Here is a 20,063-nt window from a genome sequence, read left to right on the forward strand (position 1 = left end):
AAAAGCCCAGGGATTAAGGCTGATAAGAGGTTGTTAAAGTGATACCTGATGCCGCTGTGTAACCACGAATACCAATATGGTAAGTGGCTGCTACAGGGTTATTAAAGGTACAGCTTTCTGTATTGCCATTGAGGTATGGACGGCAATCATAGGTTGACGTCGTCGGTTGTGAACCGCGACGGACATATAGATCCGCATCACCTGTACCGCCAGAGGTATTGACAGTCAGTACTCTCATACCCGCTGGTACTACGACTGTGTAGTATTTCCAGCTATTTGCACCGACACTGATGTTGTTGATGGTCGAGGTTGCTCCTGTACCACCGCCGCCGCCGGTGCCTGATGCAGCAGCTACAGCAGCTGCTGCATCAACAATACCAGTACCACAACTGGTACAAGTCGCAGGGAAAGAACGGGTGGTGGTTTTCAGGATGGTTTCAATTTCATCTGGTGTTGCCGCTGGTTTTTTCTGGGCAATTAATGCCGCTACACCAGCCACATGAGGTGCAGCCATGGATGTACCTTGGCTGTAACCGTAGCTGTCTGAACCCGGTGTAGTAGTTCCAGTGTTGTAAGTCGACAGAATACCATTTGGATCATTAGCCGAGTTCATCGCGCCACCAGGTGCAGCGACATCAATAGAGGTACCGTAGTTTGAGTAGTAAGCACGACCACCGCTGCGATTGGTGGAGGCTACGTTGACAACACCAGCGCAGTTACCTGGGTTGAAGTTGTTGGCGTTACCGTTGTCGTTACCTGATGCAATGACAACCACAGTGCCACGTGAGCGGGCTGAATTAATAGCTGCCTGGGTGGTAGAGTCACATGCGCCTGAACCACCTAAACTCATGTTGATGACTTTTGCGGGGTTAGCGTTCGCTGGAACACCGGACACTGTGCCACCTGAAGCCCAGATAATACCGTCTGCGATATCTGAAGTATAACCACCACATTTGCCCAGTACACGCACTGGTACTACTTTAGCGCCATAGGCAACACCAGCTACACCTGAACCGTTATTGGTCACTGCAGCGACTGTACCAGCGACGTGCGTACCATGCCATGAAGAATCTTGTGCTGGGTTTGAGCCGCCGCATTCATTGGCCAACACCCAGTCACCCGGATCCCTCGCATCAGAGTCACGAGCATTTCCATCGTTACCGACAAAACTGTCAGAAATCATGTCGTAGCCAGGCAGGATATTGGCATTTAAATCAGCGTGCGGACGGTAACCTGTGTCTAACACAGCCACTACCACACCAGCTCCTGTGGCATTATCCCATGCAGTGTTTGCACGTAAACCGCCTGTAGACTCGTAGTAATGCCATTGACTGGTGTACTGCGTGTCGTTTGGTGTTGCTGCGATTTGTAACATGCGGTCTTCTTCAACCGATTCTACCATTGGGTCCTGAGCAAGCAGTTCGATCGTACGAGCTGTTTCAGCTTTTGACAGACGGCGCTCCGCTTTTACTACATGGCGGTTGGCTACCGCTAAAGAACGCACAAAGCTCATAGGCTCACCAGCTCGGCTGGATAATTCAGCAGCGGCATGAGCTTTTAACTGACTGACTGAGTTTGCAGCCATGCCGGTTAAACCCTGAGCAGATAAAGTGGCAGCACTTTTATACTTGACGATAAAACGGGTTGGTGGCTCGATAGCTTTGGTTTCATTGATCTCTGCAGTGATACCAGATTTTTGGGGGGCAGCCTGTACAGCAGTCGCCACCAAGGACAGCGCGGACAAAGTAAGCAATGAGACTTTGGATAAGTTAAATATTTTATGTTGCATTTTGTTCTCTCGGATTATTGTTATGTGAATTGCCTCATCCATGGAAACCCTGTCCCTTATTTAGTTAATGTACTGGGCAGGCAATAGGATAATTAGTCAATATTTTGTTAATGTAAATAGGTGTATATTTATCAAATTTAATCTTTTGTTTTCAATTTTTCGGTTTTATCAGAGTTGTATGCGATAAGTTGCTTGTGTGGGGCGGCGAAAATGCTGGGTTTGATTACAATTTGTCACAAGTGTATATTTGTTGAAAAAAGTTATTAGATATATTAAAAAGGTATAATGAGTGGTTTTTTATTGGTCTGTTGTCTGTTTTTTGTTGGTCTTTGCCACTACCGGCAGAGTAACTGGCAGTAAAAAAGCCCTGAGATCAGGGCTTTTTCATTCTGTTTAATGGTGGGAGTGTGAATTCGGTTTTCTTACTTTCAGTGTATCTGTACTTTCTGTGGTATCCGCTTGTGCGGATGTCACTTCTGGTACTTCTCCTGTCCATTCCTGAGCTATAGTACCGGCTGGATGTGGATACCAGCCCGGATCTTTGTAATCGCCAGGTGCCTGATCTTTCCGGACTTTAAACACGCTGAACATACCGCCCATTTCCACGGAGCCAAAAGGTCCATCACCTGACATCATTGGTAAGGTATTAGCAGGTAGCGGCATCTTCATTTCAGTCATATCTGCCATACCACGTTCACCCATGACCATATAATCCGGCACCAGTTTATTGATTTTTTGCATCAAACCACTGTGATCCACCCCAATCAGCGTCGGTACGTCATGGCCCATCGCATTCATCGTATGATGCGATTTGTGGCAATGGAAAGCCCAGTCACCTTCTTCGTCCGCCAGTAATTCAATTTGTCGCATCTGACCTACAGCCACATCTGTGGTGACTTCAGGCCAGCGGGCAGAAGGCGGCACAGGACCACCGTCTGTGCCTGTGACTGTAAATTCATGACCGTGAATATGAATAGGGTGATTGGTCATGGTCAGATTACCCACCCGGATCCGGACTTTATCGTTTTTACGCACCACTAAAGGATCGATGCCAGGGAAGACACGACTATTCCAGGTCCAGAGATTAAAGTCGGTCATGGTCATGATTTTTGGCGTGGCACTGCCAGGCTCTATATCGTAAGCATTCAGCAGAAAACAGAAATCGCGGTCCACTTCGTCGATATGGGGATGGGCCTCTTTTGGATGGGTGATCCACATGCCCATCATACCCATCGCCATTTGTACCATTTCGTCGGCATGAGGGTGATACATAAAAGTACCGGGGCGGCGGGCGATGAACTCATACATAAAGGTTTTACCGGGCTTGATGGCGCGCTGATTTAAGCCGGCGACTCCATCCATACCATTAGGTAAACGCTGACCATGCCAGTGGATAGAGGTATGTTCGGGTAACTTGTTGGTGACAAAAATCCGCACTCTGTCGCCTTCCACCACTTCAATCGTAGGGCCTGGCGACTGGCCGTTATAACCCCATAAATGCGCTTTCATCCCTGGTGCCAGTTCACGCACTACAGGCTCTGCCACCAGATGAAATTCTTTTACGCCATTATTCATCCGCCACGGCAAAGTCCAGCCGTTTAGCGTGACAACAGGGTTATAAGGTCGGCCAGTGTTGGGTATTAAGGGATCCATAGTGTCAGCGGATTGCTGGATCACAGGTTCAGGCAAGGTGGCCATTGAGCTTTTGCTGACTGCGGCTACACCTACAGCAGCTGTAATAGCACCGACTTTTTTTAATAAATCACGACGGGTGAGCATCACATTCTCCTGTTAATGACCAGCTGCAGTAGCTGAAGTGTTGGTAATTTCCGTTGCTGTTGGCAGCTGCAGTGTTGGGCTGCCCCACAGCGCTTGTTGTAAAGCCAGTTGTGAGAGATAAAAATCGCGTTGTGCTGTCATTTGTCCTGTCACAGTGCTGACCTGTGCCTGAGTGTCGGCAATCAGTTCAAATACACCAATCAGCATGCCGTTATACCGCAGTACATTTTGCTGATTGATTTTCTGCGCCAGTGGCACTAGCTGGTCCTGATAATGCCGGGCAACCTGATAAGAATGCTGCTGCAGGCTGTAAGCCTGACGTACTTCAGACAACGCTTTTTGTTCCAGAGCTTTGGCTTGCCACCAGGCTTGCAGGTATTGCGCCTGAGCTTTGTTGATACGCTGTGCGCCAGAGTCAAACAAGGGTAATTCAATGCCTAAAGCCACTTCACGTTCTGCACTGTGTTGCACTGATCCTGCAATTTCACCAGATAAACCGCGGACAAAACGGCTGTTCTCATTTTGCTCAAGTTGTAACTGTAGTTGCTTTAATCTGACTTTAGCTTGTTGCAGATCCAATCGTTGTTCCAGCGCTTGTTGTTCTAACTGATGTTGTGGTTGCATTTCAGTCGGAATCGCAGGCAGGTAAGCGGGTAATTGCAAGGAAACTGCAGCGTCAGACAGACCAAGCGCAAGAAGAAGGCGCTCGCGACTTTGTTGTTGCTGTTGTTGTGCTGTCGCCAGTTGCAGACGAATTTCTGCGGCAAACTTTTGTTGGCGTGCGTGCTGCAGTTCACTGTAGTTGCCGACCTGATACATGCGACTGGCCAGTTCAGCCGAGGCGTCTATTGCTTCCTGTACTGTCTGCAAATAGCTAAAACGCTGTTGTGCCACCACGGCTTCAATAAAAGCGCTGCGACTTTGGCTTAACAATTCCTGCAACTGAAGAGCCACCTGCTGTTGCTGTTGCCTAGCCTGTTGTTCTGCTATGGCCTGATTGGATTTGAAAAACAGAAAGCCAAATAAGTCAAAAGAGAAATCAAGTTCTGTGTTATAGCCTTCTTCTTCGCGGCTGCGGATCACTCTCAGGCCCGGATTAGGTAACAAACCGGCCTGAGCCAACTCAGCTCGGCTAATGTCCAAAGATGACAAACTCGCCAGAAACTCAGGGTTGTTTAATACCGCGATACGACTGACGTTATGCAATGACAAAGGCCCGGCTAATAGTCGTTCCACTTCCTGTTCAGTCTCTGCTCTTAACGCCGGGTCTACCGGAGCCAGAGTCAGCTGTTGCCGTTCGGCTTGTTGTATCAGCGCATTGTTTTGTTGCAGCTGAGAGGTCCCGGCACAAGCGCTCAGTAAAACCAGCGCGGCCAAAGGCGATAATTTAGTGATGATGCTCATGCTGATCTCCTGCTGCTGGTTTTGGTGCTGTCTGCTTGGAAGTTGCATGGCCCGAATGCTGCGAGTGATCCATGGCGGGTTCAGCCTTATGTCCGCTGTGGCCCGAATGCTGCGAGTGGTCTATAACGGGTTCAGCCTTATGTCCGCCGTGGCTCGAATGCTGCGAGTGGTCCATAGCGGGCTCAGCCTTATGTCCGCTGTGGCCCGAATGCTGCGAGTGGTCCATGGCAGGCTCAGCCTTATGTCCGCTGTGGCCCGAATGCTGCGAGTGATCCATGGCGGGCTCAGCCTTATGTCCGCTGTGGCCCGAATGCTGCGAGTGGTCCATGGCAGCATGACCACCTGCTTCCTGCATATAAAATTGCCAGCCGCCCAGTTCCGCCACCTTTTTATTGGCCTGGATCCAGTCAGATGTTTTTTCTTCAGAGCTGATGAACAGTGGGGGCAATTGTTGTAACACTGATACCTCTGGTGAAGCGAAAGAGATACCAGAATGAGTCATCAATAAACCGCAGGCACAACGAAGTGCTTTGTTTTTGACAGAGAGCATAAGAAAACCTGTTTTACACTGAAAAACTATTAAGAAAGGCTGGATGCAGAGCCTTCACCTACTAAAAAGTATGATCAGCTGTATAAACGAGGCGGACGTTCCAGACCAGAACTGGTTAAAGGGAATAGAAAGGAGGTTGAACTGAAGATCCGCTCAGTTTGATTTTTCTCGGGCGGTATCCCGCATGGATCCATAATCAAGACAGCAGAAGCACAACTGATAGCGCAGCCTGGGCAGGAGCTTTTATGTCCGGCATTGGAGAGGTCTGAGTCCTGATCTTGCTGTTCCATCATCTCTGCATGCTGTTCGGTGCTGTGAGCCCTATGATCAGACATCTGATGTGCTGTAGTGCCCGAATTCGGATGATGAGAAGAGGAAGTTGAATGAGAGCTGTGATCTGGCCCACAACACAACATAGCGGCAGAAGCTACTCCTTTGAACAAGAGTAAGCTAATAAGCACCATTAACCTGAGCCAGGGCGTTTGTCCCTGATTTCTGTTCATGTTTTTCTGCTTGCTTGTGCCATGGGATAAAACTGACGTTACCTTAATACAAAACAGCTTGAAACTCAAGAGCCACAAGACTCAGAGCCGGGCAAGCTAAGTATTGACGGAATACAAAAGCGGCGTCATTGTAAACAAAACACTAAGGAAACAACTCGAGCTTGCTATGTATTCAGATACAATCCGTGCTTTTCATGCAGAAATAAAACAAGCAATGACAGCCCGCCGTCGACAGCAGTGGCAAGAGGCCTGGTTTCATCTTGAGCGAGCCCATATTTTAGGCCAACAAGATTTTATTCTGCATATGCATACTCACTGGCAGATGTTAAAGCTGGCCGCCGATCAAATAAACTGGTTGGAAGTCCGTGGTCAGTTGTTGCGTCTGATTCTGACTCCCGTCGGCCATTTAACAGGACGCTTGCCTTTGGGTAACCCTGGCTCCAGCCGTTACTCTGTATTGGAATCTGTGCCAGTGCCTGATGATTTACAAGCTTTATTAGAAAAGTCTGAGCAAGACCAGCGTTAAGGTGCAGTGTTTCTTTTTGTGGTATGGTTTGAGGTAGATTTTTTGTTGTCAGCCAAGGAGCGAAAGCATGCAGGTTGCCCAAATTCCGCTTAATGAGCAGGAAAGATTAAAAGCACTGCTGAAGTTACAAATCCTGGATACTGAACCTGATGCCACTTTTGATGCCATTACCTCTTTGGCTACTACTTTGTTTCAGGTTCCGATAGCCCTGGTGTCTTTGATTGATGAGCAACGACAGTGGTTTAAAAGTAAACAAGGGCTGGAGGTCTGTCAGACTGATCGCAAACTGGCGTTTTGCGCTCATGCTATTTTGCAGCCAGATATTTTTATCGTCGAGGATGCATCTAAAGACGAACGTTTTGCCGATAATCCGCTGGTGTGCACTATCCCCAATATCAGATTTTATGCCGGATGTCCGTTAATTGATGAAGCCGGCTTTGCACTGGGCACTTTATGCGTGATTGATGGAAAACCACGCACTATGTCTGAGCAGGACAAAGCTGTGTTGCGAAAACTGGCGGTGTTGGTGATGGACAGATTGAAGGAGCACAAACAAAAACTTCAGACTGAACATAAATTGCAACTGCTGGACTTACTGCTGGATTCTATTCCTGATGCCTTAGTGGCTTGTGACAGTGAGGGGCATCTGGAGCAATTTAATAAAGTTGCCCGCGACTGGCATGGGGTGGATGTTCGCAAGTGTGAAGCACAGCTGTGGAGTCATCACTATAACTTGTATGAAGAGAATGGCCATACAGTGCTGCCCGTGGAACGAATACCTTTGCTCCGGGCTTTTCATGGCGAGACTGTGGTTGGACAGGATATTTGTATTAAGAGTAAGGGGCAGCCTCCACGTTGGGTGAGTTGCCGAGGAGAGCAGCTAAAAACACGCTCAGGCCAGCTGTTAGGGGCTTTAGTTTTGATGCATGACATCAGCGAGCAAAAGCAACTGGAACAGATGAAAACTGATTTTATTTCTACCGTCAGTCATGAATTACGTACCCCTATTACTGCTATTAGTGGTGGTTTAGATTTAGTGATCAATCAGGTTTTAGGGCCTGTTCCTGAAAAAGCTTTAGCTATGCTGAAGGTGGCCGGCCAAAATAGTAAAAGACTGCAGTTACTGGTAAATGACTTACTGGATATGGAGAAACTCAGCGCAGGGAAAATGGATTTCTGTCTGCAGCCTTGCGATTTGGCTGTCGAATGTCAGCAAGCTATCGCACAAAATCAACCTTATGCCGATAAGTTTGGTGTTCATTTGCGGATACTCAATACAGAATCTGTTCAGATGCAGCTGGATAACCACAGGCTGCAGCAGGTATTGAGTAACTTATTATCCAACGCTATTAAATACTCAAAAGCTGGTGCTGAAGTCACACTGAGTTACGCTCAGCAGGGTAACAAGACGCGTATTCAGGTCGAAGACAAAGGTGAAGGCATACCGCTACCTTTTCAGGAGAAAGTCTTCCAGCGTTTTGCTCAGGCGGATGGCTCTGATTCCAAAGCCAAATCTGGCACAGGTTTGGGACTTGCGATCAGTAAAGCCATTATTGAGTCTATGGGAGGCAGCATAGGTTTTCATTCAGTGCCCGGACAGGGCACTGTATTTTTTTGTGATTTTCCGTTGTAAACACCTACAGAGCTGAAGATAAATAGCGCTGACCTTCAGTTCTGTCTCCGTGCTTAGTTTTTCCTCAGCGGAATTTGTTCCAGCTCCAGTGCCGCTTTGACCTCTGGTAATTCGCCCATACGATCCAGATACTGTTGGAGTGAGTGCAATTGCGCTACGCCAGGCACTGCAGACAAGCTCCAGCGAATAAAAGGCAACAGGTAATAATCGGCCAGTGTTAGTTGGTCACTAAGCCAGTATTGGTGTTGCGCTAATTCCTGGTTCAGTTCGGTAAAACGTTGTAATAAACGCGGTTGTGCCTGCGTACTGACGGCAGTTTTTAACCCTGCATCCAGCACAAAACGTTGGGGTCGCCACAAGGTGGCAAAATCGATATGCAAGGTATTGGACAGCCATGTCATTTTGGCCAGAACTTTTGCCTGCAGCAGGGGCTCTGCGGGTAATAAGCCCTGTGGATGGCGTTGTTCCAGCCAAATCAATAATGCCATGGCTTCGGTCAGTGCAGTGTCCTGAAAGATTAGTACCGGTACGCGCTCTGCCGGATTGAGCTGACGGAATGAGTCGGTCTGGTGCTGACCCTGAGCCAGATCAACTTTGACTGGCTGATAGGGGACGGCTGCCTTTTTTAACTTGATCTGAACAGCCAAAGAACAGGCTCCGCTGGAGTAATAAAGTTGATACATAAATGCTCCTATCGACGGCCGACCCAGGCTAATGGTGTTAAACCACAGTCCTGGATCAACTGGATTAATTTGTCCAGACTCAGCAAAGTCTCAATCCACAGGGTGTTGCAGCTTTTTCCCGGCTGGATATGGCTAAAGGGATCAAGGCGTGATAACTGATCACGAATATGGTCAAAGGTTCCTTCTCGGTGTAAGTCCTGCACAGTGATCTCAATCATAGTACTACTCCGATCCTGTTTGAGTTTGCTCTGGCTAAAGCTTGCCTCTGGGCAGAGTCAAGTAATTTGGTAACGTGCCAGTATATGGGTATTAGTCACCGACTTTTCAAAGCAGCGGGCTTTGATTTGCAGATACTCAGGATGATTAAAAAAGCTCTCCATCCAATGCTCTGAAGCAAAGTGAATAGTAAATACTCTGTTGATTGCTGAATTTGACGGCTTCAGGGTGTGCTGTACTACAAAATCGTAGCCAAAATCTCCCTGATGTTGCAGTAATAAAGGTGTCATCTGACGGCGATATTCTGCGTAAAGCTCGGCATCATTCAGTTCTAATCCGATCAACAATTCGATACGCATCATGTTACTCCTGTAAAAAGTGGCGCAACTTTAACCAGTGTCTTGGTTGCAGACAAGTAATTAACTGTAATTACACTGTTTACTAAATGAGCATAATAGCATCTATGTAACCAGCGATTAGCCAGTTGAGCCTGTTGCAGCTTGCGGTCGTTCACTCAGACTCCATCAATCTGATTGTGTTTCGTCGATAAAAAGTGGATGTTTTTGCAGTCGATACAAGCCAGGCGGTTGCTGATAATGAGCTTTGAATACGGTTGAAAAATGATAAGGGTTACTGAAGCCCGTCTGATGTGCGATCTGTTTGATACTCAGGCTGGTGCTGGTAAGTAACATAGCAGCGTGGCGTAATCTTAATAACTGCAGGTAGTGTTTAGGCGTTTGCCCCCAATGCTGCAGACAAAGCCGGTGCAGTTGCCGCTCTGATAAAAAAGCGCTTTCAGCCATTTCTGCTACTGTCCATGCTTTGTCCAGAGATGTGACAAGCCGCTGTCTGAGCTGCTCTAAAGGCGCAACCATGGTGTGCTGCCTTACTCTTTGGGTCAGGATCCGCAGTTGCTGACAACAGAGGGTGCTGCTTTGATCCGCCTTGGGATTTTGCTGCTCATTATAGAGAAACTGTAACAGGAGTTTTAGTTGCAGAGCCTGATCGGTCGCGCCTGACTGATACCTGGTCAAAGCTGGCGTTTTTGTGCTGTAAAACAGTATCCAGCAAAGCTGCCAGGGAGTCGTTGTATCCGGATCGGTTAGTTGATACTGAACTAAACTGCCGGAAGGCAACCAGACCCAATCACCGGCGTGCTGCATCTGCCAGTGATCCGCTAGTTTCACCATCCCCTGACCTGACACTGTCACCAGTAAGGTATCTATGCCAGGCAGCACACGGTGAATTTGATATAAGTGTTGTAGCTCAGAGTATCCCGCCAGCCAGATCCCTTGTTGTGCCAGAGCAGGCAAAAGAGAGTCACAGCAAATCCATTCTTGGCAGTCTTCCCCAACCAAAATGATTGCTTTGTTGGCAGTTTTTGAAATCATGATGTCATTATCAGGTATTTTTTAACAAGGTACTTATAAATACTATGGCAGAAATTGATATCTGTGAGGATCGCTTTATGAAGATCGAACATCTTGCTATCTGGACTGAGCAACTGGAGTTATTAAAGGAGTTTTATTGTCGTTATTTTGGCGGCAAAGCAGGCAGGTTGTATCAAAACCCGCGGCATGATTTTACATCCTATTTTATTGAATTTGAGCAAGGGGCGAGGCTCGAACTGATGCAGATGCCGGTCTTACCCAGACCTTATCCGCCGGGCCGACAGCATCTTGGCTGGGCGCATCTGGCCTTTGCGTTAGGTTCAGAGCAAGCTGTGGATCAGTTAACAGCACAGCTAGTTCAAGACGGTTACACTCATCTCGATGGTCCACGGCGGACTGGCGATGGGTACTATGAGAGTACTGTTTTGGATCCTGAAGGAAACCGGCTGGAACTGACGGTTTAACTGCTGTGCTTAAGCAAGCTAAACAATGTTTTAATATCGGGAGCCTGAATTTTTGTCACACAGGTCTGAGCGGATGCAAAAAAGTGCGTCTGAACCAAGGCTGTCAGCTCCTGTAATGAAAACTCTTTCACCGCTTTGGTAGCGACAGTCTCCAGAGGGCAGGGCTTGAGCGAATAAGCCTGACCTGTGCTGTCGATCAGCAAATCATCAGGCAACAGATAAGACTGCTGCAGCTGATAGTGTTGCATAAAGTTACTTTGTGTCTCAGATAAAAGCAGTTCATCCTGACCTGACAACTTGAAGATGGCGGGAAACTGGATCATCTGAACACCCTCTGGATTCTTTGTTGTATTGTAGCCTGAACCGAAGACTGGTAGTAGCGGATTAACAAGGGAATGAGTCCCCATGAACATAGTTCACTCTATGATTGGGGCGAAGCTCTTTTTAAAAAGCCAGGGCAGTCAATAAAGCGGCAGCTTCAAGGGCGAAGGCTAAACAAAAAAGCCCCTTGCAAGCAAGAGGCAAAAGGCGCGGATGAGCCTATGGGTTAAACTATGTCTGTGACATTCTGCAGGAACCTCACAACAGTTACTGTTATACGCCCTTTACTTTGTCAGTAAAAATCGAATATAACTTCTAATATGTTCGTAAATAATTGAGTTAATATGACCCCCGTTAATTACAACCAGCTGTATTATTTTTATCTGGTCGCTGAGCACGGCAGTATTGCCCGGGTCAGTGAGTTGTTACATATCACGCCGCAAACCATCAGTGGACAAATCAGTGCCTTTGAACATGGTATTGGTACTGCGCTGTTTTCCCGGCAGGGTAAGCGACTGATCCCAACTGAGTTAGGCGTTGTAGTGCAACGTTATGCCGCTGATATCTTTCAATTGGGGGATGAGCTTAAAGCTGTACTGACCCGTCAGCACAGCAGTTGGCAAAATTTTAGTGTCGGTATCACCGACGTTTTGCCTAAGGCTTTTGTTTATGAAATGCTCAGACCTGTTTTGCAGTTGCCAATTAAGCTGATTTGCCGTGAAGGTGAGCAAGCCGGATTGTTGTCTGAACTTGCGATCAATAAACTGGATATGGTGTTATCGGATCAACCTATTCAGCCTGGCAGCCATGTCAAAGCCTACAGTCATTTAGTCACCGAATCTCCAATGGCCGTTTATGCATGTGAAGCTTTGGCTGAACAACTCAGCGCAGATTTCCCGCGTTCCCTGCACGATCAACCTTTTTTGTTGCAAGGTAAAAAATCCATAATCCGCCAGCAGTTAATGGGCTGGTTTAATGAAGTGGAGGTGCAGCCGGATGTCGTAGCTGAATTTGATGACAGTGCCTTGATGCAGGCTTTTGCCCAGCAGGGCTTGGGTGCTTTTGCCGCCCCTTTATTGCTGGAAACTCAACTGCTGAACAACTATCGTCTGTTAAAAGTCGGAGTGATCCACAGAGTTACAGAACGTTTTTATGCGATATCGCCTGAGCGTAAACTGACTCACCCGGCCGTGTTGCAACTGGTCAAAGCATTACAACAGGATGGCCGGGCTGATGTTGAAAAAACTAAAAGTTAAGCCGCAGAAAAAGGCTGCAGTTGTTGTTGGGTGCGTTTAGTTCCGGATAACAACTGCTCTGTGGCCTGATCTATAGCGGCCATCTGTTGATACGCCAGATTGGTGCCTTGTTCAATTTCTGTCAGGTGATGATGGTTTTGTTCTGAGCTATGCGCCAGTTGCTGCACATGCTGCTGAATATGATTCAGTTGCTGCTGGGCATTTTTAAGTTGTTGCTCCAGTTGACTAAAATCACCACTGGTTTGCTGGATCTGTTGCTGGGCTGCGCCAGCTTGTTGTTGCAGTTGCTCGGATTCGTTCTTTGTATCGCGAACCAATACATCCATTTCATTCAGGAAACCAGAGATTTGGCCTGTAGCGCTGTTGACTTTAGCTGCCAGAGTGCGCACTTCGTCAGCGACCACGGCAAAACCACGACCGGCTTCGCCCGCCCGTGCGGCTTCAATCGCTGCATTAAGTGCCAACAGGTTGGTTTGATCGGAGAAGTTCTCCACCATCAACAAAATCTGCCGCACGTTTTCGGCGTTTTTCTGCAAACCTGTCACAGTGCCACCAAAGTTAGCCAGTAGCTGCTCGATTTTATGCAGTTGGCTAGTGAGCTGATCCAGTTGAGTACTGGCGGTTCTGGCGTTATGGACTGTGCTACTGGCAACTTGTATCACCTGATCGTTGCTTTGCACTATTTCGGCTAAACGTTGCAAGGACTGATCACTTTGTTGGCGGATTTGCTGACTGTTTTGCTCAGCTCCCTGCAATTGATGTCTGGTACTGTGCACAGCTTCTGCCACTTGCTGGTTGACTGCAAAGTTGCTGGACGCTTGCTGATGAATACCTCGTAACATCGCGGATAATTGCTCAACAAATAAATTGTATTGCTCAGACAAAGTACGAAATTCATCAAAAGTAAAAGCAGGTAAACGGGTTTTTAGATCGCTGCCTGCCTGGTTGGCGTGCTGCAGAGCGTCGACCAGAGCTTTGACCGGACGCACAATGAGATGCATCAGATAGCCGATAGTGAATACAAAAGCGCCGGTACCAAGCACTAAAATCCACCACCAGCTTTGTCCTGCGCTCCCTTCATCCGGGTAAGCTGCAAACATCGCCAGCCAGAAAATCAACGTTAAAAAGCCAATATTACCGACAATTTTTAATGTCAGGCTGTAGAAAAACTGCCGCTCAACTGCATTGTAAATATCGTTAAATAAGCTCATGTCCTGACTCTCAGTCTTAGTTCCAAACCCAATTGCTGATGTTGAACTTTAACCTCTTGTGACAGAGGCTTTATTGTCCTATGTCATACCATACCCAGTTTTTAGCTATTTTTTAAGTGCATTCGAAGGATTGTTTTTATACAATTAGTATATGAAATGTATATGAAGCGTAGTTATGGGTATAGTGAAAATATCGGACGACCTGCATGATGATTTGCGGGAAGCCAGCAGGGTGATGGCGCGTTCCATTAACGCTCAGGCTGAATTCTGGATCCGGGTCGGCATGTTGGCTGAGCTGAACCCTCAGCTTAGTTACCAGGAATTGTGTCGTAAATTATTAAAAAACAAATCTACAACTTTGCAGGACTTACTGAATGAACTCGATCCATCTGAAAACCCCGGCTGAACTGGACCTCCAACACAAAGCCGGGCAGTTGCTGGCTCAGGTCTTTCTGATGCTGGATGAGCTGGTGCAGCCTGGCATCAGTACCATGCAAATTAACGATGCAGTGGAGGATTTTATCCGCGGGCCTTTAGCGTCACGACCTGCCAGCAAGGGTCAGTATGACTATCAGTACGTACTCAATAGCTCTATCAATGAGGTGGTCTGCCATGGCGTGCCCAAACCTGCTGATATTTTAAAAGAAGGCGATATTGTCAATCTGGACATTACGTTGGAAAAAGATGGTTTTATCGCCGACTCCAGCAAAATGTATTGCGTAGGTAAGGTCAGTCCTTTAGCACAGGCTTTAGTGGATGTAACTTATCAGGCGATGTGGCAGGGCATTTATCAGGTGAAACCCGGCGCCCGTTTAGGTGACATAGCGGCTGCTGTACAGCACCATGCTGAGCGGCATGGTTATTCTGTCGTGCGTGAATACTGTGGTCATGGCATAGGGCGTGAGATGCACGAAGAGCCACAAATTTTGCACTACGGTAAAGCAGGCACAGGTCTTACTCTAAAGCCTGGCATGGTATTTACCATTGAACCTATGATCAATCAGGGCGACAGAAGGGTAAAACAAAAATCTGACGGCTGGACTGTGGTGACCAAGGATAAGAAGTTATCAGCCCAGTGGGAGCATACAGTGGCTGTGACTGACACTGGTTTTCTGGTGTTAACACTAAGGCCAGATGAGCAACACTTAGTGCAGGCAGGCCAGCGATGAGCAAAACCATACTGATCACCGGCTGCTCCAGCGGTATAGGCAAAGCTTTGGCGTTAGAGGCTAAACAACAAGGCTACAGAGTCTTTGTTACAGCACGAAAAGAGACTGATCTGCAGCAACTAAAGCAGATGGGTCTGGAAAGCATAGCACTGGAAATGACCAACCCAGATTCTGTGAAACAAGCTGTGGTGCAGTTGCAGCGACAAGCAGGGCGTTTGGATATTCTGGTGAATAATGCTGGTTTTGGTGTTATGGGGCCAGTGCTGGACGCCGGGGCTGAAGGCTTACGTCAGCAGTTTGAAGTCAACGTATTTGCGGTGATGGATTTAACACAGGCTTGTTTGCCTTTGCTGTTACAAAGCAAAGGCCTTGTCGTCAATATTGGCAGTGTATCTGGGATATTAACCACACCTTTTGCTGGCGTTTATTGTGCCTCTAAAGCGGCGCTACATAGCTTGTCTGATGCACTGCGAATGGAACTAGCGCCTTTAGGTGTGCGGGTGTTGACTGTGCAGCCTGGAGCTATTGCTACTGGTTTTGCCCAAAGAGCAAAACTTGAAGCTGAGCAGTTGTTAAAACCGGATTCACTCTGGTGGCCTATGCGTGATGGTGTGATGCTGCGCGCTAATGCCAGTCAAAACCAACCTACATCGGCAGAACGTTTTGCCAAACGTTTGGTACGAGAGCTGAATAAAGCCGATTGCAGCGGTGCTGTGGGTATAGGGCATGGCGCTGTCACTTTACCTTTGCTGGCAAGATTATTACCACAAAAATGGTTGGATCGTCTGCTACAGCGCAAGTTTTTATTACGGAATCCCTAAATTAGGGTTTCAGCATAAATTCAGTTTCATTGTTTTATAACTGCAAAGTTGAGTGGGGTCATCCCAGCTATCAGGAGTAAAAAATGAATACTAAGAAACAATGGGGTATTTTGGCATTGGTCAGTGCTTTATCCGTCAGCTTAGCCGCTTGCGGAGGGGGCTCGTCAGAGGAGGTTGATCAAAACGCCAGTTTTAGTCTGGCGATCAGTGACGCACCAGTGGATGGTGTGGATAAAGTGATGTTATGTTTTGGCTCAGTTGAACTGGTAGGAAATGGTTTGGGTAATCAGACATTTACGCCAGGTTTGGAGCCAGTTGCAGCAAACAATAATACTGAGTGTCTCGATAACAATGGTGCGGTTGTGGCAAATAGTATAGGGGTTGATCTATTAACCTTGCCAGGCGCCACCTCATTGGCTTTGATTTCGCAAGCCACAGTACCTGCGGGAAATTATGGCCAAATGCGTTTGAATATCGTGCCCGGCAGTTACATTCAGCTGACGGATGGTACTCAATATCCATTGGAAGTACCGTCAAATCAACTTCGTCTGAATGGTGTTACTTTATCTGCTGGTGGGACTTTCAGTTACACTCTTGAATTTGATTTACGTAAAGCTATGGTGTTGTCTAACCCGCAGAAATACTTGCTCAAACCTACAGGTTTACGTCTGGTGAATACCAGTGAAATTGGTCATCTGGAAGGTGATATCAGTGAGGCTGTTTTATTAGCCAATAATTGTACTGTAGCCCCAGCTGATCAAAATCAGCCCGTCGCAGCTGTTTATCTGTATCCTGGAGCAGATTTGGATCTGAGTACCTTGGCTGATTATGGTGGTACTGAAGCTGTGTCACCTTATGCCAGTGCACCGGTATTATTTGATGGTGCTTCCAGTTACGGTTATGAGTTAGGTTTTATTGACGCCGGGAATTACACTGCCGCTCTGACCTGCCAGCTGAATGATGAACCTGAGCAAAATGACGAGCTTGTATTTTTGCAGACTAAAAATTTGACCATCACTAAATCCGCGACTCCGGTCGAACTTGATTTCTGATCCTGTGTCTCCAAGGTCAAGGTACAACTAGGTACCTTGACCGTTAAGTTTTTGTTTGTATTCTAGTTTCAATTCATTCGAAAAAATTGTGCAAATTTTCATCGAAAACTGCTTGCCTGCTGCTGAATATTTCACCACTATGACTGTCGCTTTTCTGCAGAGAGTGAATTATATGACATCTAACTTTATGCGAACTGTGCACTTGAAAACTGCACAACAATTCAAAGAACAAGGCCATGATGTGCAGTATGTGGTGAAGCATTTTCACAAAGTAGGTATACCGGAAGATGAGATACCGGAACTCTTGCCGCTACTGGGTTTTAGCCTTGACGCCGACCCTTTGGCTTTACCAAACAAGGGCCGTAAAGATTAATTATTCAACAAAAAACGCCACTTTCCAGTGGCGTTTTTTGTATGTAGCAAGAAGCCTAGTCGTGCATCTCATCTGCAGCAGACTGCATATCCGCCACTTGTTCCGGCGTCAGTTGAATAGCTAATACTTTGTCTACCCGCTTGCCATCCATATCGACAATTTCCAGTTGCCAGTTATGCAGCAGCACTTTGTCTGCAGTCTGTGGAATTTTGCCCATTAACAGCATCAATAGGCCATTTAAGGTCTGATAGTTACGCTGATTTTCTTCAGGTAATTCATTTAAACCTAAACAGTCTTTTAGATCGATAATAGGCAGCAGTCCGTCCAGCAAATAGGAGCCGTCATCACGCTGCACCACCATTAAATCTTCGCCGTCATCCGGGTTCAATTCGCCTGTTAAGGCTTCCATTAAATCCTGCAGCGTCACCATGCCTTTTAGGTCGCCATATTCATCGACAACAAAAACAACCTGGCGTGCTGTTGTACGGAAATGCTCCAATAATTCCATGCCAGTTAAACTGTCAGGCACATAATGACAAGGTTGGACCAATGACGACAAATCCGTAAGCTGACCTGCGACAGATTGTGCCAGCAATTGTTTGGCGGAGACTATCCCAATTAACTCATCTGCGCTCTGTTTGCAGACCGGAAAGCGGGAGTGTGGCGATTGCATCACGCGATGTAAGTTATCTTCCATACTGATGGCAGTGTCTAAAAAGATAATGTCAGAACGGGGTACCATCAAGGATGAAATCGAACGTTCATCCAGACGGAATACGTTCTTCACCATCGCATGTTCATTGTGTTCAATAGCACCTGAACTGGAGCCTTCCAGTAACATGGCCTGAATGTCTTCATGGGTCACATTGGATTCAGTGCTGTGAGCAAAACCAAAGAGCCGCATCAGACCGTGAGTTGAGCCGGATAATAACCAGACAAAAGGTTTGGTCACTACAGCCAGTAACAGCATAGGTTTGGCCATTAAGCAGGCGATAGATTCGGCACTGATTTGACCTACACGTTTAGGTACTAACTCACCCACAACGATAGACACATAAGTCACCACTATAACCACTAAAGCTGTGGCAAAAATGCTGCTGAATTCCGGTGTCATTCCGAGGCTTTGTAACCACAAGGCAAAAGGTTCTGCAAGAATAGATTCACCGAAGATACCGTTTAAGATACCAATAGAGGTAATACCAATCTGGACTGTCGATAAAAATTGAGTAGGGTCTTCAGCCAATTTCAGCGCTATGGCGGCGGAGGATTTGCCTTTTTGTGCCAGAGCTGTTAAACGCGATTTTTTGGCGGTGACGATAGCAATTTCAGACATGGCAAAAATGCCATTTAATACGATAAGTCCAACAAGTATAAAGATTTCCATGGGGTCTCATTGAGGTTATGAACTGCGACGGATTATATAAACAAAAGCAGGGGTTGGATAGTGCTCAAATCGGGCAGCAGATACAGATCATCTAAATGTCATACTGGATACAAATAAAAACAGGCCCTACTGGGCCTGTTGTGACGTTTTTGGCTAACTCATTGATGTATTTGTTTGTTTTTTATGCGGTCATGGATAAATGAGGCGACCACGTAAAGTACAACCACAGGCAACAAACCGTACAAAATACCTTGTTGTAAGTCTGGCAGATAAGCCTCTTTTAACGCCATAGCCACCAGATACCAAGTGTAGGCGATGTAGAGCAGCATAAAGAGTAAACCTTCGATGCGGTTCAGCACTGAGCCGATAAAAAACAGCGGTACACAAAGCACTGCCACACCGACCATCACCGGAATATCGACCATGGCCATTTGCTCACCAGCCAGCAGGGGGAGAGGAGACACCAGACCTGAGATACCCAGTACACACAGGATATTGAATATATTGCTGCCTACGACGTTGCCGACAGCTATATCACGCTCGCCGCGTATGGTGGCGACAACAGAAGTAACCACTTCAGGCAAGGAGGTTCCGGCAGCGATAATAGTCAAACCTATTACAGCCTCGTTGACTCCAAAGGCGCGGGCAATCTCGACCGCACTGTCGACCAGAAAACGTGAACCTAACACCAGCAATATTAAACCACCGACCAGCAACAATAGGTTTTGCCAGGTTGGTACTTTAGCTTTGAGCATTGCTTCGACTTCTTCGTCTACCGTATCTGCGCCTTTGGCTTTACCCTGGCGAAATAAAAACCAGGTGTAGCTGATTAACCCGAGAGTCAATATCACTGCTTCCAGACGAGTAATTGAACCATCAAAAGTCATCCACATGGCAAGAGCTGATACCAGGACCATAATAGGTACATCCTGGCGGATCAACTGACGTGAAATAATCAGAGGCGAAATCATCGCCGCAGCACCCAGAATAAACAACACGTTAAAGATATTACTGCCGACCGCATTTGCAATCGCCAATTCTGCCTGACCAGAATATGCAGCTTTCACACTGACGGCTAATTCAGGTGCGCTGGTACCAAATGCGACCACTGTTAAACCTATCACTAAAGCCGGGATCCCAAAAGATCCTGCTAAACGTGCAGCCCCTTTGACTAATAAATCAGCACCAACGACCAGTAATACCAGGCCAACCACCAAAAAAATCCAGGTCATGCGTTACTCCATCTGATGATTTTAATTGGTCGCTAATGTAGAGGAAAAACATGACTGTTGGAAGAGCGAAGCCGGATAAAGTCTTGCCAATAGTTTGGCAAGACCCGGCTGAGCGCCAACGGCTCTGACCGTTGGCCAGGTTGTGTTCGGATAAAGTCTTGCCAATAGTTTGGCAGCTTTGATGGTAAAGCTGCGGCTGAGCGCCAATGGCTCTGACCGTTGGCCAGGTTGTGTTCGAATAGTGCGCAAAGGACTGCAAAAAAAGGCCCGCTGCTCAGACGGGCCTTTGTTACAAAACCAGCTGCG

22 protein-coding genes are annotated in these 20,063 nt (G+C 47.1%); 9 read left to right on the forward strand and 13 right to left on the reverse strand.

What is annotated here, in order from left to right:
- Nucleotides 1-13: 13 nt before the first annotated feature.
- The 5 genes from IEW88_RS03370 to IEW88_RS03390 form a co-directional block, all read right to left on the reverse strand.
- A complete protein-coding gene (locus tag IEW88_RS03370; RefSeq protein ID WP_147902753.1) occupies nt 14-1,789 on the reverse strand; it encodes a S8 family peptidase in 1,776 nt (591 codons plus the stop codon).
- 393 nt (nt 1,790-2,182) lie between these two features.
- The gene (locus tag IEW88_RS03375) at nt 2,183-3,568 is read right to left on the reverse strand and encodes a multicopper oxidase family protein (RefSeq protein ID WP_147902752.1); all 1,386 of its coding nucleotides are present in this window, start codon (nt 3,566-3,568) and stop codon (nt 2,183-2,185) included.
- A gap of 12 nt (nt 3,569-3,580) precedes the next feature.
- Nucleotides 3,581-4,972, reverse strand: coding sequence for a TolC family protein (locus tag IEW88_RS03380; RefSeq protein WP_185148499.1), 1,392 nt, complete (start codon nt 4,970-4,972; stop codon nt 3,581-3,583).
- Complete coding sequence (locus IEW88_RS03385; protein WP_188713502.1) at nt 4,956-5,522, reverse strand: hypothetical protein; 567 nt, start codon at nt 5,520-5,522, stop codon at nt 4,956-4,958. Before IEW88_RS03385 ends, IEW88_RS03380 begins: the two co-directional genes overlap by 17 nt.
- Nucleotides 5,523-5,596: 74 nt before the next feature.
- Nucleotides 5,597-6,025 carry a hypothetical protein gene (locus tag IEW88_RS03390; protein ID WP_147902749.1) on the reverse strand — a complete coding sequence of 143 codons (429 nt, stop codon included), beginning with the start codon at nt 6,023-6,025 and terminating at the stop codon, nt 5,597-5,599.
- A gap of 166 nt (nt 6,026-6,191) precedes the next feature.
- On the opposite strand from IEW88_RS03390, the gene IEW88_RS03395 reads away from it, so the two are divergent.
- Together IEW88_RS03395 and IEW88_RS03400 are read left to right on the forward strand one after the other, a co-directional pair.
- Nucleotides 6,192-6,551 (forward strand): DUF3703 domain-containing protein, encoded by a 360-nt coding sequence (locus IEW88_RS03395; protein ID WP_147902748.1) that lies wholly within the window; start codon nt 6,192-6,194, stop codon nt 6,549-6,551.
- 67 nt (nt 6,552-6,618) lie between these two features.
- Nucleotides 6,619-8,184: an ATP-binding protein gene (locus tag IEW88_RS03400; protein ID WP_147902747.1), complete on the forward strand. Its 1,566-nt coding sequence runs from the start codon at nt 6,619-6,621 to the stop codon at nt 8,182-8,184.
- 53 nt (nt 8,185-8,237) lie between these two features.
- On the opposite strand, the gene IEW88_RS03405 is transcribed toward IEW88_RS03400, so the two are convergent.
- The 4 genes from IEW88_RS03405 to IEW88_RS03420 form a co-directional block, all read right to left on the reverse strand.
- The gene (locus tag IEW88_RS03405) at nt 8,238-8,867 is read right to left on the reverse strand and encodes a glutathione S-transferase family protein (protein WP_147902746.1); all 630 of its coding nucleotides are present in this window, start codon (nt 8,865-8,867) and stop codon (nt 8,238-8,240) included.
- Nucleotides 8,868-8,875: 8 nt separating this feature from the next.
- Nucleotides 8,876-9,085: a hypothetical protein gene (locus IEW88_RS03410; RefSeq protein WP_147902745.1), complete on the reverse strand. Its 210-nt coding sequence runs from the start codon at nt 9,083-9,085 to the stop codon at nt 8,876-8,878.
- 57 nt (nt 9,086-9,142) lie between these two features.
- Nucleotides 9,143-9,445, reverse strand: a complete 303-nt coding sequence (locus IEW88_RS03415) for a DUF1330 domain-containing protein (RefSeq protein ID WP_229670262.1) — start codon at nt 9,443-9,445, stop codon at nt 9,143-9,145.
- 162 nt (nt 9,446-9,607) lie between these two features.
- The gene (locus IEW88_RS03420; RefSeq protein WP_147902744.1) at nt 9,608-10,474 is read right to left on the reverse strand and encodes a helix-turn-helix domain-containing protein; all 867 of its coding nucleotides are present in this window, start codon (nt 10,472-10,474) and stop codon (nt 9,608-9,610) included.
- A gap of 77 nt (nt 10,475-10,551) precedes the next feature.
- Here IEW88_RS03420 and IEW88_RS03425 point away from each other — a divergent pair, with 77 nt between their 5' ends.
- Nucleotides 10,552-10,938 carry a VOC family protein gene (locus IEW88_RS03425; RefSeq protein WP_147902743.1) on the forward strand — a complete coding sequence of 129 codons (387 nt, stop codon included), beginning with the start codon at nt 10,552-10,554 and terminating at the stop codon, nt 10,936-10,938.
- On the opposite strand, the gene IEW88_RS03430 is transcribed toward IEW88_RS03425, so the two are convergent.
- Nucleotides 10,935-11,261, reverse strand: a complete 327-nt coding sequence (locus IEW88_RS03430; RefSeq protein ID WP_185148498.1) for a DUF4144 family protein — start codon at nt 11,259-11,261, stop codon at nt 10,935-10,937. The genes IEW88_RS03425 and IEW88_RS03430 overlap by 4 nt on opposite strands.
- 342 nt (nt 11,262-11,603) lie before the next feature.
- Here IEW88_RS03430 and nhaR point away from each other — a divergent pair, with 342 nt between their 5' ends.
- Complete coding sequence (nhaR, locus tag IEW88_RS03435) at nt 11,604-12,515, forward strand: transcriptional activator NhaR (RefSeq protein ID WP_053425359.1); 912 nt, start codon at nt 11,604-11,606, stop codon at nt 12,513-12,515.
- On the opposite strand, the gene IEW88_RS03440 is transcribed toward nhaR, so the two are convergent.
- A complete protein-coding gene (locus IEW88_RS03440) occupies nt 12,512-13,726 on the reverse strand; it encodes a methyl-accepting chemotaxis protein (protein ID WP_053425360.1) in 1,215 nt (404 codons plus the stop codon). The genes nhaR and IEW88_RS03440 overlap by 4 nt on opposite strands.
- 175 nt (nt 13,727-13,901) lie before the next feature.
- On the opposite strand from IEW88_RS03440, the gene IEW88_RS03445 reads away from it, so the two are divergent.
- The 5 genes from IEW88_RS03445 to IEW88_RS03465 all read left to right on the forward strand — a co-directional run bounded on the left by IEW88_RS03445 (nt 13,902) and on the right by IEW88_RS03465 (nt 17,141).
- Nucleotides 13,902-14,132 carry a ParD-like family protein gene (locus IEW88_RS03445; RefSeq protein WP_053425361.1) on the forward strand — a complete coding sequence of 77 codons (231 nt, stop codon included), beginning with the start codon at nt 13,902-13,904 and terminating at the stop codon, nt 14,130-14,132.
- Nucleotides 14,101-14,895 carry a type I methionyl aminopeptidase gene (gene map, locus IEW88_RS03450; RefSeq protein WP_147902741.1) on the forward strand — a complete coding sequence of 265 codons (795 nt, stop codon included), beginning with the start codon at nt 14,101-14,103 and terminating at the stop codon, nt 14,893-14,895. Before IEW88_RS03445 ends, map begins: the two co-directional genes overlap by 32 nt.
- Nucleotides 14,892-15,716, forward strand: coding sequence for an SDR family oxidoreductase (locus IEW88_RS03455; RefSeq protein WP_147902740.1), 825 nt, complete (start codon nt 14,892-14,894; stop codon nt 15,714-15,716). The genes map and IEW88_RS03455 overlap by 4 nt, the downstream gene beginning before the upstream one ends.
- Nucleotides 15,717-15,799: 83 nt before the next feature.
- The gene (locus IEW88_RS03460; RefSeq protein ID WP_147902739.1) at nt 15,800-16,768 is read left to right on the forward strand and encodes a DUF4382 domain-containing protein; all 969 of its coding nucleotides are present in this window, start codon (nt 15,800-15,802) and stop codon (nt 16,766-16,768) included.
- A 172-nt stretch (nt 16,769-16,940) separates the two neighbouring features.
- Nucleotides 16,941-17,141, forward strand: a complete 201-nt coding sequence (locus tag IEW88_RS03465) for a hypothetical protein (RefSeq protein ID WP_147902738.1) — start codon at nt 16,941-16,943, stop codon at nt 17,139-17,141.
- A 55-nt stretch (nt 17,142-17,196) separates the two neighbouring features.
- Here IEW88_RS03465 and IEW88_RS03470 read toward each other — a convergent pair whose 3' ends face one another.
- Together IEW88_RS03470 and IEW88_RS03475 are read right to left on the reverse strand one after the other, a co-directional pair.
- The gene (locus IEW88_RS03470; protein WP_147902737.1) at nt 17,197-18,525 is read right to left on the reverse strand and encodes a hemolysin family protein; all 1,329 of its coding nucleotides are present in this window, start codon (nt 18,523-18,525) and stop codon (nt 17,197-17,199) included.
- 158 nt (nt 18,526-18,683) lie between these two features.
- Nucleotides 18,684-19,757 (reverse strand): calcium/sodium antiporter, encoded by a 1,074-nt coding sequence (locus IEW88_RS03475; protein ID WP_147902736.1) that lies wholly within the window; start codon nt 19,755-19,757, stop codon nt 18,684-18,686.
- Between the last annotated feature and the right edge of the window lie 306 nt (nt 19,758-20,063).

The sequence above is a fragment of the Rheinheimera tangshanensis genome (assembly GCF_014645135.1).
In the GTDB taxonomy this organism is placed as follows: Bacteria; Pseudomonadota; Gammaproteobacteria; order Enterobacterales; family Alteromonadaceae; genus Pararheinheimera; species Pararheinheimera tangshanensis.